We start from the raw sequence: 12,420 nt of genomic DNA, 5'->3' as shown, positions 1-12,420 counted from the left end.
ATTTTATGCCTATGAAATGTTGTTTTCTATATTAGGAATGGATTACTGAGCATTAAATGCTTAAGTATGTAAAATGAGTGACATTCACATATTCAACATAACAATTTATCAGTTCAGGAGAACATGACTGATGCAGCTCACCCGGAGTTGGTTATTGGCGGCAGTGCTGCCTGTTTCAGCGTTCGCGCAGGAAGCGACAATTCAATCCGTTCACGACACCCCTGCCGTAAAAGGCAGTATCATGGCGAACCTGCTACAGGAGCATGATAACCCGTTTACACTTTATCCTTATGAAAGCAACTATCTGCTTTATACCTGGACCAGCGATCTCAATAAAGAGGCGATCAGTTCCTACGATTGGGCCGAGCACGCGCGCAAAGATGAAGTGAAGTTCCAGCTCAGCCTGGCCTTCCCACTGTGGCGCGGTATTCTGGGGGATAATTCGGTGCTGGGCGCGTCGTATACCCAGCGATCCTGGTGGCAATTGTCGAACAGCGGCGAATCGTCGCCGTTCCGCGAAACTAACTATGAACCGCAGTTGTTTCTTGGATTTGCCACCGATTATTCCTGGGCTGGCTGGACGTTGCGCGATGTTGAGTTTGGTTTTAACCATGACTCAAACGGTCGCTCAGATCCAACTTCCCGCAGCTGGAACCGTCTTTACACGCGCCTGATGGCGCAGAACGGCAACTGGCTGGTGGAAGTGAAACCCTGGTATGTAGTGGGAAATTCCAACGATAATCCCGATATCACCAAATATATGGGCTACTATCGTCTGAAAATCGGTTATCAACTGGGTGATGCGGTATTGAGCGCGCAGGGCCAATATAACTGGAACACCGGCTACGGCGGCGCGGAAGTGGGCGTCAGCTATCCTATCAGTAAGCACGTTCGCCTTTATACCCAGGTTTACAGTGGCTACGGTGAATCGTTGATTGACTACAATTTCAATCAAACGCGCGTGGGCGTGGGTGTCATGCTTAACGATCTGTTTTAACAAAGGCTTTCCTTCGACGTTGCGAGCATGGCCGAAGGAATTCGTCTAAAACGTTGCAGTTTAGAACGCAGGCGCTGAAAATAGCGCCTGTTTTTATTTTTCGGTTAACGGAGTCAATGTGGCACAGGCGGAAGTATTAAATCAGGAATCGCTGGCTAAACAGGTTTTGCAGGAAACCTTTGGCTATCAGCAATTCCGCCCGGGCCAGGAAACCATCATTGATACCGTGCTGGAAGGCCGAGATTGCCTGGTGGTGATGCCGACAGGCGGCGGCAAGTCGCTCTGTTATCAGATTCCGGCGCTGGTGCTGAATGGCCTGACGGTGGTGGTATCGCCGCTGATCTCGTTGATGAAAGACCAGGTCGATCAATTGATCGCCAACGGCGTGTCGGCGGCCTGCATCAACTCAACGCAAAGCCGCGAGCAGCAGCAGGAAGTGATGGCGGGTTGCCGTACAGGCCAGATTCGCTTGCTCTATATCGCGCCTGAACGCCTGATGCTGGATAACTTCCTTGAGCATCTCGCCCACTGGAACCCGGTGATGCTGGCGGTTGATGAGGCGCACTGTATTTCCCAGTGGGGCCATGATTTCCGCCCGGAATACGCCGCGTTAGGCCAGCTTCGTCAGCGCTTCCCGGCGTTGCCGTTTATGGCGCTCACCGCGACGGCGGATGACACGACGCGCCGTGATATCGTTCGCCTGCTGGGTCTGAACGACCCGCTTATTCAAATCAGCAGCTTCGACCGTCCCAACATTCGCTATATGCTGATGGAGAAGTTCAAACCGCTCGATCAGTTAATGCGTTACGTGCAGGAGCAACGCGGCAAGTCCGGCATTATCTACTGCAACAGCCGTGCGAAAGTAGAAGACACCGCCGCGCGCCTGCAAAGCCGTGGCATCAGTGCAGGGGCGTATCACGCCGGGCTGGATAACGCTGTGCGGGCGGACGTGCAGGAGAAATTCCAGCGCGATGACCTGCAAATCGTGGTCGCGACTGTCGCGTTCGGGATGGGGATCAACAAACCCAACGTGCGCTTTGTGGTGCACTTCGACATCCCGCGTAATATCGAATCTTATTATCAGGAAACGGGCCGCGCCGGGCGTGATGGCCTGCCTGCGGAAGCGATGCTGTTTTACGATCCGGCGGATATGGCGTGGCTACGTCGTTGCCTTGAAGAGAAACCCGCAGGGCCCCTGCAGGATATCGAACGCCATAAGCTCAACGCGATGGGCGCCTTTGCCGAGGCGCAGACCTGCCGCCGTCTGGTACTGCTGAACTACTTTGGCGAGGGACGTCAGGAGCCGTGTGGTAACTGTGATATTTGCCTCGACCCGCCAAAGCAGTACGACGGGTTGAATGACGCGCAGATTGCGCTCTCAACGATTTATCGTGTGAATCAGCGCTTCGGGATGGGGTACGTGGTGGAAGTGATTCGCGGCGCTAACAATCAGCGTATTCGCGAGTTTGGCCATGACAAGCTCAAGGTCTACGGCATGGGGCGTGAAAAGAGCCATGAGCACTGGGTGAGCGTGATTCGCCAGTTGATTCATATGGGCTTTGCGACGCAGAACATCGCCCAGCACTCCGCTCTGCAACTGACTGATGCCGCACGTCCGATTGTTCGTGGAGAGATTCCGCTGATGCTGGCGGTGCCGCGTATTGTTGCCCTGAAACCGCGCGTGATGCAGAAAGCCGCGGTGGGTAATTATGACCGTAAACTGTTTTCGAAACTGCGCAAGCTGCGTAAAGCGATTGCCGACGAAGAGAACATCCCGCCTTACGTGGTCTTCAACGATGCCACGTTGATTGAAATGGCAGAACAAATGCCGGTTTCCGCCAGCGAAATGCTCAGCGTCAACGGCGTAGGAATGCGTAAACTGGAACGCTTTGGGAAAGAGTTTATGGCGCTGATCCGCGCACATGTCGATGACGATGATGATGAGTAGTCAACCGCGCTAAAAAGTGCCAATATAGTTACTCACTGAATTATTCCCCGCGAGTACGTTATGTTAACTCTGTTTCTGACAGTGGCGCTGGTGCATATCATTGCGTTGATGAGCCCGGGCCCGGACTTCTTTTTCGTGTCGCAGACCGCGATCAGCCGCTCCCGTAAAGAAGCGATGATGGGCGTACTCGGCATTACCTGTGGCGTGATGGTGTGGGCGGGCGTGGCGTTGCTCGGCCTGAACCTGATCATCGAAAAAATGGCCTGGTTGCACACCATTATTATGGTCGGTGGCGGCTTGTACCTGTGCTGGATGGGTTACCAGATGCTGCGCAGTGCGCTGAAGAAAGAGAACCACGCGGCACCGGAACCGCAGGTTGAACTGGCAAAAAGTGGCCGCAGCTTTATGAAAGGCCTGTTGACTAACCTGGCAAACCCGAAAGCGATTATCTATTTTGGGTCTGTGTTTTCATTGTTCGTTGGCGACAGCGTGGGCGCGGATGCGCGCTGGGGCATTTTCCTGATGATTATCCTCGAAACCCTTGCCTGGTTTGCCGTCGTCGCGAGCCTGTTTGCATTGCCAGCCATGCGTCGCGGATATCAGAAAGCCGCGAAGTGGATCGATGGCTTTGCCGGTACGCTTTTCGCGGGCTTCGGTATTCATTTGATTATTTCGCGCTAAGCCGTTGACCCACTCCGAACGCATCGGGGTGGGTAGCCATCTTAGTGCTGAAGCTGCTTTAGGTCATCCTGCGAAAGGCCGGTCATTTCCATGATGGTCTGAAAATCAAAGCCGCGTTGTAGCATGGCTTTCGCGACGTCGATAAGGGCAATCTGCTTACCTTCTTTACGCCCTTCTTTACGCCCTTCCCGTCTTCCATCATTCAATAATTTCTCCGCCAGAGTCATCAGTTCCTCTCCATGTTGCGGCACGCGCTGTGCCAGCCCATACAGTAATGTTTGAACGTCTTTTTCTTCACCTGCCAGCATCATGTATTTTACCAGGGTGCGGATTTGTTGTCCGCTCATCTGCTCTAACGTCAATAGCTGCGCCAGTTTATCCAGCAACGTCACCATGTCGCGCTGGCGGATATGCTTCTGAACCAGCGTCAGAGCAGCCATGCTGCGGTGCTGCATGATTTCGTCATCAGGGATCAGCGTGATATCGACCAGTGGAAATGCATGAAAATAGAGCCCGCGCGCGGTGTCCGGATCCGGAAAAGCATCGAGCCAGTTCATTGACCAGGGGTAAGGGCTGCGCTTGCCCTGATAAAACAGAATCGGGATCACCAGCGGCAGGGTTTTGTTCCCGGCTTCCAGATGACGCTGCATGGTGGCAATGGCATAGCGCAGCAAACGAAATGCCATATTCTCATCCGGTGAGCTTTGGTGCTCAATCAGAACATACACATACCCACTTCCCTTACTGGTTTCCAGCGAATAGAGAACGTCGTTGTAATACTGGCGGAGATTCTCTTCTACAAAACTGCTGACTTCCAGGTGGAGAGTGTCAAGTCGGCAGAGTTTTACCAGCGCAGGCGGCAGATGAATTTCCATAAAGTCGCGAGCCGTTTCTGGTCGGGATAAGAATGCCTTAAAGACTGCATCATGAGGAGTGGTTGCATCCGCCATTTTCATCGTCCATGTGTGAAATCTGGCGGCATTCTGGCACCGGGGAGGCGGAGGTAATAGCGCTAAAAAAAAGTTTCAGCGCAGGTTCCGAGCCTCCTCGAACGCGGGAGTTAACGTCTTTTCTCGTTCACTAAAATTTGCGTGCACCCTTCCATTTCACGCATGCCTCGCCGACGCCAGTAGCGCGCCAACCAGCATAAACAACGAACCAAAGACTTTGTTCAGCGCCTTCATTTGGCGTGGGCCTTTAATCCAGCTTGCGATTCGTTGAGCGAGGGTGGCATAGCCAATCATCACAATAATATCGACCACAATGGTGGTGATGCCGAGCACCACATACTGCATCACCTGCGGCTGGTGGGGCACGATAAACTGCGGGAACAGCGCAGCCAGGAAGACGATGCTTTTGGGATTGGTAAGATTAACAAACACCGCGCGTCGATAGAGCTTTGAGCGTGACTGGGATTGCGCGAGGGTGTTGAGATCAATCGCCCCTGCCGCGCGCCACTGTTGGATGCCAAGCCAGATTAGATAGGCCGCGCCCGCCCATTTCAGCACTTCGAAAGCGAGCACGGAACGGGAGAACAGCGTCCCCAGACCCACGCCAACCAGCACAATATGAATGGCAAGCCCGGTCTGTAACCCGGCGATGGACGCGACCGCGCCGCGATAGCCATGGCTGATGGATGTGGTCATGGTGTTGATAGCGCCGGAGCCTGGCGAAAGGCTGAGAATTATGGATGTCAGCAGGTAGGCGAACCACCACTCAAAGGTCATGAGAATCTCCCTGATTATCTGTTTTTATGCCACAATACGCTATTGTATGAGTGTTGTGTCAGGCCTCACAAAAAAACGATTTTCAGCGGTTAGCAGGGGTGGAAGCCCGATGTTTCAGCAGCAAAAGGACTGGGAAACAAGAGAAAACGCGTTTGCCGCGTTTGCGATGGGGCCGCTGACGGATTTCTGGCGTCAGCGCGAAGAGGCGGAATTTCGCGGCGTGGATAACGTTGCGGTGCGCTTCGTGCGTTTTTGCTCATCGCACCACGATCGCGTCGTGGTCATTTGCCCGGGCCGTATCGAAAGCTACGTGAAGTATGCCGAACTGGCCTATGACCTCTTCCACAGCGGGTTTGATGTTTTGATTATCGACCACCGTGGGCAGGGGCGTTCAGGCCGAATGCTGTCGGATACCCATCGCGGTCATGTGGTAAAATTCAGCGACTACGTTGACGATCTGGCGGCGTTCTGGGAACAGGAAGTCGCGCCGGGTCATTTGCGAAAGCGCTTTATTCTCGCGCACTCAATGGGTGGCGCGATAGCCACGCTTTTTTTGCAGCGTTATCCGTATCAGTGTGACGCACTCGCGCTTTGTGCGCCGATGTTCGGTATTATCATGCGCCTGCCTGAATGGATGGTGCGTCATATTCTCGATTGGGCTGAGGGCCATCAGCGTCTTCGGGAAGGATATGCTATCGGCACCGGGCGCTGGCGAGCGCTGCCGTTTAGCATTAACGTTCTGACGCACAGCCGTCAGCGTTATCGGCGTAACCTGCGTTTTTATGCGGATGAACCACGTCTGCGCGTGGGCGGGCCAACGTATCACTGGGTCCGTGAAGGGATCATTGCCGGTGAGCAGATCATCGCCGGTGCCTCCAACGATACGTTGCCAACGCTTATCATTCAGGCGGAAGAAGAGCGCGTAGTAGATAACCGCATGCATGACCGTTATTGTGAACTTCGCGCAATGGCGGGGCATCCCTGTGATGGGGATAAACCGCTTGTCATACAGGGCGCGTACCATGAGATCCTTTTTGAAAAGGACGCCATGCGCTCGGTCGCACTCAATGCTATCGTCGATTTTTTCTATCGACATACTTAAACCGGCATTTATGCCGCCAGGCTTAAAGGTAGAATTCTCTTATGTACCAGGTTGTTGCATCTGATTTAGATGGCACGCTCCTCGCTCCCGACCACCGCTTAACGCCGTATGCGAAAGAGACACTGAAATTATTGACCCAAAAGGGGCTGAATTTCGTGTTTGCGACGGGGCGTCATCATATCGACGTAGGGCAGATCCGCGATAATCTCGGGATTGAGGCCTACATGATCACCTCTAATGGCGCGCGCGTGCACGATACCAACGGTAATCTGCTGTTTGCTCACAATCTCGATCGTGATATTGCCGCCGATCTCTTTGGCGTGATGCACAGCAGCCCCGATATCATTACCAATGTTTATCGCGACGACGAGTGGTTTATGAACCGCCATCGCCCGGAAGAGATGCGCTTTTTCAAAGAAGCGGTGTTCAACTATCAGCTCTTTGAGCCGGGCCTGCTGGAGCCGGAAGGCGCCAGCAAAGTCTTCTTTACCAGCAATAACCATGAAGTCTTGTTGCCACTTGAGCAGGCGATTAACGCGCGCTGGGGCGATCGCGTGAACGTCAGTTTCTCCACGCTGACTTGTCTGGAAGTAATGGCGGGTGGAGTTTCCAAAGGTCACGCGCTGGAAGCCGTTGCGAAGAAACTGGGCTATAGCCTGCAAGACTGTATCGCCTTTGGCGACGGCATGAACGATGCCGAAATGCTGTCGATGGCGGGCAAAGGCTGCATTATGGCCGGCGCGCATCAGCGCCTGAAAGATTTGCATCCGGAACTGGAAGTGATTGGATCGAACGCGGATGACGCGGTGCCGCACTACCTGCGTAAGCTCTATCTTGATTAAAAAAATGACGATTGAGCGTTTATTGCTCAGTCGTCAACCATTCTCTTCGCTACAATGCGTGTTCATCTTCCTGAGAGACATTCATTGTGGCGCTACTCATTATCACCACTCTTCTGTGGGCCTTCTCTTTTAGCTTTTACGGCGAGTATCTGGCCGGGCACGTCGACAGCTATTTTGCCGTGCTGGTGCGCGTTGGCCTGGCAGCACTCGTCTTTCTGCCGTTTCTGCGTACCCGTGGCAACAGCCTGAAAACGGTCGGCCTGTATATGCTGGTGGGTGCGATGCAGCTTGGCGTGATGTATATGCTAAGTTTCCGCGCGTATCTCTACCTGACGGTGTCCGAACTGTTGCTGTTTACCGTACTAACGCCGCTTTACATTACCCTTATTTATGATCTGATGAGTAAGCGCCGCCTGCGTTGGGGGTATGCGTTTAGCGCCTTGCTGGCAGTGATTGGCGCGGGGATTATCCGCTACGATCAGGTAACCTCGCACTTCTGGACGGGCTTGTTGCTGGTGCAGCTCTCCAATATCACCTTCGCGATGGGTATGGTGGGCTACAAGCGCCTGATGGAAACTCGCCCGATGCCGCAGCATAACGCTTTTGCGTGGTTCTATCTTGGCGCGTTTTTGGTGGCGATTGTGGCGTGGTCGCTGTTGGGCAACACTCAGAAGATGCCTGAAACCACGCTGCAATGGGGCATTCTGGTCTTTCTTGGCGTGGTGGCTTCCGGGATTGGCTACTTTATGTGGAACTACGGTGCCACGCAGGTGGATGCCGGAACGCTGGGCATTATGAACAATATGCATGTGCCGGCGGGGCTGCTGGTTAACCTGGCTATCTGGCATCAACAGCCGCACTGGCCGACATTCATTACAGGCGCGCTGGTGATCCTGGCGTCGCTGTGGGTGCATCGAAAGTGGGTCGCTCCGCGCTCTTCACGAACGGAAGATGATCGCACGCGTGGTTCCGCGCTGAACGAATAAACGCCTCCGTCACCGGCTGACGCTGCTCGCCATCGCGCACGGCGGCGTACAGTCGGCTCCACAAACCTTCACCCAGGGGTTTGGTGACCACCAGACCCTGGCGCTCAAAACTCTCCACCACCCAATGCGGCAGCGCGGCAATCCCCATGCGAGCGGCAACCATCTGAATCAACAATAACGTGTTATCGACGCTTTTCAGTGACGGGCTGATGCCCGCCGGTTGCAGGAAGTGACGCCAGATATCCAGGCGTGAGCGCTGCACCGGATAAATCAGCAGCGTTTCGCTGGCGAGATCGTCCGGCGTAATGCGCGTTTTTGCCGCCAATGGATGGTCAGGCGCGATCACCAGACGCACCTCGTAATCAAACATCGGCGAATAGTGCAGCCCGCTGCGCGGCAGAATATCGGACGTCATGACCAGATCCAGCTCGCCCTGCTGCAGCGAAGGCTGCGGGTCAAATGTGACGCCGGATTTAAAATCCATCTCAACCTGCGGCCAGTTTTTATGGAAGTTTTCCAGTGCAGGCGTCAGCCACTGAATGCAGCTATGACACTCAATGGCAATGCGCAGGCGTGTCTGCTGTGGCTCGTTACAGGCCTGAAGCGCCTGACTGATTTGCGGCAGCACCTGGTTTGCCAACTGGAGCAGGATCTCGCCCTGCGGCGTAAAGCGCAGCGGCTGGCTCTTACGTACAAATAGCCGAAAGCCAAGGCGCTGTTCCAGATCGCTGAACTGGTGGGAAAGGGCGGATTGGGTCTGATGCAGCGTGGCCGCCGCAGCGGCGAGCGACCCGCAGTTCCGCAACGCTTGTAGCGTCTTCAGATGTTTAACTTCGATCATGAAAGTCCTTCACTTCGGCATGAACAATTTGCGCTTGAGGAATATACAGTAACCGCCAATTATGGATGTGTAAACATCTGGACGGCTAAATCATGTAAATTCCATAAGGGGCATACCATGACCATTCTTAATCACACCCTCGGTTTCCCTCGCGTTGGCCTGCGTCGCGAGCTGAAAAAAGCGCAAGAAAGCTACTGGGCGGGGAAGTCGACTCAGGAAGAACTGCTGTCGGTTGGGCGTGAACTGCGCGCTCGTCACTGGGATCAGCAAAAACAGGCCGGTATCGACCTGCTGCCGGTGGGCGATTTCGCCTGGTACGACCATGTTCTGACGACCAGCCTGATGCTGGGTAACGTTCCGGCTCGTCATCAGAACAGCGATGGATCGGTGGATATCGATACCTTATTCCGCATTGGTCGCGGCCGCGCACCGACCGGTGAACCGGCGGCGGCAGCGGAAATGACCAAATGGTTTAACACCAACTACCATTACCTGGTGCCAGAGTTCGCCAAAGGCCAGCAGTTCAAGCTGACCTGGACACAACTGCTGGAAGAAGTGGACGAAGCGCTGGCGCTGGGCCATAACGTGAAGCCCGTGCTGCTGGGCCCGGTAACCTATTTATGGTTGGGTAAAGTCAAAGGTGAGCAGTTCGATCGTCTGAGTTTGCTGAACGACCTTCTGCCTGTTTATCAACATGTGCTCAGTGAGCTGGCAAAACGCGGCATCGAGTGGGTGCAGATTGACGAGCCGGCACTGGTGCTGGAACTCCCGCAGGCGTGGCTAGAGGCTTATCAACCTGCTTTTGATGCCCTTCAGGGGGCGGTAAAATTGCTGCTGACCACCTATTTTGAAGGCGTCACGCCTAATCTGAATACCATTACTACTCTGCCGATCCAGGGCCTGCATGTTGACCTGGTTCATGGCAAAGATGATGTTGTCGAACTGCATAAGCGCTTGCCTGCCGACTGGCTGCTTTCCGCCGGGTTGATTAACGGACGTAACGTCTGGCGCGCCGATCTTACGGAAAAATATGCACAAATTTGCGAGATTGTCGGTAAACGTGAACTCTGGGTTGCCTCTTCCTGCTCGCTGCTGCATAGCCCTATCGATCTGAGCGTGGAAACGCGTCTGGATGCGGAGGTGAAAAGCTGGTTTGCTTTCGCTCTGCAAAAATGTGAAGAGCTGGCGCTGCTGCGCGATGCGCTTAATAGCGGTGATACGTCTGCGCTGGCAGCGTGGAGTGCCCCGATCCAGGCTCGTCGTCACTCGACCCGCGTGCATAATGCGGCGGTGGAAAAACGCCTGGCGGCGATTACCGCGCAGGATAGCCAGCGTGCAAATGCGTATGATGTGCGGGCGCAAGCCCAGCGTGCGCGTTTTAATCTCCCGGCCTGGCCGACCACCACGATTGGTTCCTTCCCGCAAACCACGGAAATTCGCACTCTGCGCCTGGATTTCAAAAAGGGGAATCTCGACGCTAACCGCTACCGCACGGGGATTGCAGAACAGATTAAACAGGCCATTGTTGAGCAGGAACGTTTAGGGCTTGATGTGCTGGTTCACGGTGAAGCCGAGCGTAACGACATGGTGGAATACTTCGGCGAACACCTGGACGGCTTTGTGTTTACGCAAAACGGCTGGGTACAGAGCTACGGTTCCCGCTGCGTGAAACCGCCAATTGTCATTGGTGACGTTAGCCGCCCGGAAGCCATTACCGTTGAATGGGCGAAGTATGCGCAGTCACTGACCGACAAACCGGTTAAAGGGATGCTGACGGGGCCGGTGACGATTCTCTGCTGGTCCTTCCCGCGTGAAGACGTGAGTCGTGAAACTATCGCCAAACAGATTGCGCTGGCGCTGCGTGATGAAGTCGCGGATCTGGAAGCGGCAGGTATCGGTATCATTCAGATCGACGAACCCGCGCTGCGCGAAGGTTTACCACTACGCCGTAGCGACTGGGACGCATACCTCCAGTGGGGCGTGGAAGCTTTCCGTATCAACGCTGCTGTGGCGAAAGATGACACGCAAATCCACACGCACATGTGTTACTGCGAGTTCAACGACATCATGGATTCGATTGCGGCGCTGGATGCCGACGTCATTACCATCGAAACCTCGCGCTCTGATATGGAACTGCTGGAGTCGTTTGAAGAGTTTGATTACCCAAACGAAATCGGGCCGGGCGTGTATGACATTCACTCGCCTAACGTACCGAGCGTGGCGTGGATTGAAGCGCTGCTGAAGAAAGCCGAACAGCGCATTCCGGCGGAACGCTTGTGGGTGAATCCGGACTGTGGCCTGAAAACCCGCGGCTGGCCAGAGACCCGTGCGGCGCTGGCGAATATGGTGCAGGCGGCGCAGAATCTGCGTCAGGGGTAGAATGTTGAGGCCCGGTAAGCGAATGCATTACCGGGCAAAACGCTTATTTCTTGCCGCCATATTGCGCAAACCACGCCAGCATGCGCTGCCAGCCATCTTTCGCCGATTCTTCATGATAGCTCGGTCGATAATCCGCATTGAACGCGTGCCCGGCATCCGGATAGACAATAATTTCCGCTTTGGCATTCGCAGCGCGCAATGCCTGGCGCATGGTTTCCACCGTTTCAACCGGGATCCCGGTATCCTGACCGCCATAAAGGCCGAGTACCGGTGCATTCAGGTCAACGGCGACATCGACCGGTTGTTTCGGGGAATTCAGTGACTTATCACCGACCAGACGACCATACCAGGCGACGGCAGCTTTCAACTGCGGATTGTGCGCCGCGTACAACCACGCGATGCGCCCGCCCCAGCAGAAGCCGGTGATTAACAGGCGGCTGGCGTCGCCGCCGTTGCGTGCCGCCCAGTTGGCGACGTGGTCGAGGTCTGCCAGTACCTGCGCATCAGGCACTTTACTGACCAGATTGTTAAACAGCGTCGGAATATCGGCGTAATCGTTAGGATCGCCCTGACGGAAATAGAGCTCCGGCGCAACGGCAAGATAACCTTCCTTTGCCAGACGACGGCAGATATCACGGATGTGTTCATGGACGCCAAAAATCTCCTGCACTACGATTACCACCGGAAGCGGGCCATCGCTCTGTTTTGGCCGCGCGTGGTAAGCGGGTAGCAGATCGCCCTGAGAGGGGATCGATGTTTCGCCAGCGGTAATTTCTTCCTCTGACGTGCGAACAGCGGTCGTCGCGTGAGGTGATGCTGCAGGTGCAAAACCAGGTTGGTTGTTGGTGGTCATGGCATTCTCCGTACCTTTAAATGAGCCTTTAGCGCTTCTTTAATATAGACAAATCACAGTGCCT

Annotated in this window: 11 protein-coding genes; 7 read left to right on the top strand and 4 right to left on the bottom strand. The window is 54.7% G+C overall.

Translation table 11 applies throughout. The annotated features are described in order from the left end of the window. Positions 1 to 130 precede the first annotated feature (130 nt). From pldA to rhtC, 3 genes are all read left to right on the top strand, one after another. Positions 131 to 997, top strand: a complete 867-nt coding sequence (gene pldA / locus DBY68_RS18080) for a phospholipase A (protein WP_108476903.1) — start codon at positions 131 to 133, stop codon at positions 995 to 997. Positions 998 to 1,115: 118 nt separating this feature from the next. Further along, complete coding sequence (gene recQ, locus DBY68_RS18075) at positions 1,116 to 2,945, top strand: ATP-dependent DNA helicase RecQ (protein ID WP_108476902.1); 1,830 nt, start codon at positions 1,116 to 1,118, stop codon at positions 2,943 to 2,945. A 60-nt stretch (positions 2,946 to 3,005) separates the two neighbouring features. After that, complete coding sequence (rhtC, locus tag DBY68_RS18070) at positions 3,006 to 3,626, top strand: threonine export protein RhtC (protein WP_108476901.1); 621 nt, start codon at positions 3,006 to 3,008, stop codon at positions 3,624 to 3,626. A gap of 41 nt (positions 3,627 to 3,667) precedes the next feature. Here rhtC and DBY68_RS18065 read toward each other — a convergent pair whose 3' ends face one another. After that, positions 3,668 to 4,582 (bottom strand): Rpn family recombination-promoting nuclease/putative transposase, encoded by a 915-nt coding sequence (locus DBY68_RS18065; protein ID WP_108476900.1) that lies wholly within the window; start codon positions 4,580 to 4,582, stop codon positions 3,668 to 3,670. A 150-nt stretch (positions 4,583 to 4,732) separates the two neighbouring features. Beyond that, on the bottom strand, positions 4,733 to 5,353 hold the full coding sequence (gene rhtB, locus DBY68_RS18060; RefSeq protein ID WP_108476899.1) for a homoserine/homoserine lactone efflux protein: 621 nt from the start codon (positions 5,351 to 5,353) through the stop codon (positions 4,733 to 4,735). Between the two features lie 109 nt (positions 5,354 to 5,462). On the opposite strand from rhtB, the gene pldB reads away from it, so the two are divergent. The 3 genes from pldB (at position 5,463) to bioP (ending at position 8,283) form a co-directional block, all read left to right on the top strand. After that, on the top strand, positions 5,463 to 6,455 hold the full coding sequence (gene pldB, locus DBY68_RS18055) for a lysophospholipase L2 (protein WP_108476898.1): 993 nt from the start codon (positions 5,463 to 5,465) through the stop codon (positions 6,453 to 6,455). 41 nt (positions 6,456 to 6,496) lie between these two features. Beyond that, positions 6,497 to 7,297 carry a sugar/pyridoxal phosphate phosphatase YigL gene (yigL, locus tag DBY68_RS18050; protein WP_108476897.1) on the top strand — a complete coding sequence of 267 codons (801 nt, stop codon included), beginning with the start codon at positions 6,497 to 6,499 and terminating at the stop codon, positions 7,295 to 7,297. A gap of 86 nt (positions 7,298 to 7,383) precedes the next feature. Beyond that, positions 7,384 to 8,283 (top strand): biotin transporter, encoded by a 900-nt coding sequence (gene bioP / locus DBY68_RS18045; RefSeq protein WP_108476896.1) that lies wholly within the window; start codon positions 7,384 to 7,386, stop codon positions 8,281 to 8,283. Here bioP and metR read toward each other — a convergent pair. Further along, complete coding sequence (gene metR / locus DBY68_RS18040; protein ID WP_108476895.1) at positions 8,171 to 9,124, bottom strand: HTH-type transcriptional regulator MetR; 954 nt, start codon at positions 9,122 to 9,124, stop codon at positions 8,171 to 8,173. The two genes, bioP and metR, sit on opposite strands and share 113 nt — an antisense overlap. A 117-nt stretch (positions 9,125 to 9,241) precedes the next feature. On the opposite strand from metR, the gene metE reads away from it, so the two are divergent. Next, positions 9,242 to 11,503, top strand: a complete 2,262-nt coding sequence (metE, locus tag DBY68_RS18035; RefSeq protein ID WP_108476894.1) for a 5-methyltetrahydropteroyltriglutamate--homocysteine S-methyltransferase — start codon at positions 9,242 to 9,244, stop codon at positions 11,501 to 11,503. A gap of 43 nt (positions 11,504 to 11,546) precedes the next feature. Here the strand turns inward: metE and DBY68_RS18030 are convergent, their stop codons facing one another. Continuing rightward, positions 11,547 to 12,356, bottom strand: coding sequence for a dienelactone hydrolase family protein (locus DBY68_RS18030; protein ID WP_108476893.1), 810 nt, complete (start codon positions 12,354 to 12,356; stop codon positions 11,547 to 11,549). Positions 12,357 to 12,420 lie beyond the last annotated feature (64 nt).

It is taken from the genome of Pseudocitrobacter sp. RIT415 (assembly GCF_003057695.2).
Classification (GTDB): Bacteria; Pseudomonadota; Gammaproteobacteria; order Enterobacterales; family Enterobacteriaceae; genus Pseudocitrobacter; species Pseudocitrobacter faecalis.
The sequence above is the reverse complement of the archived record's forward strand: the minus strand, read 5'-3'. Positions and strand labels throughout refer to the sequence as shown.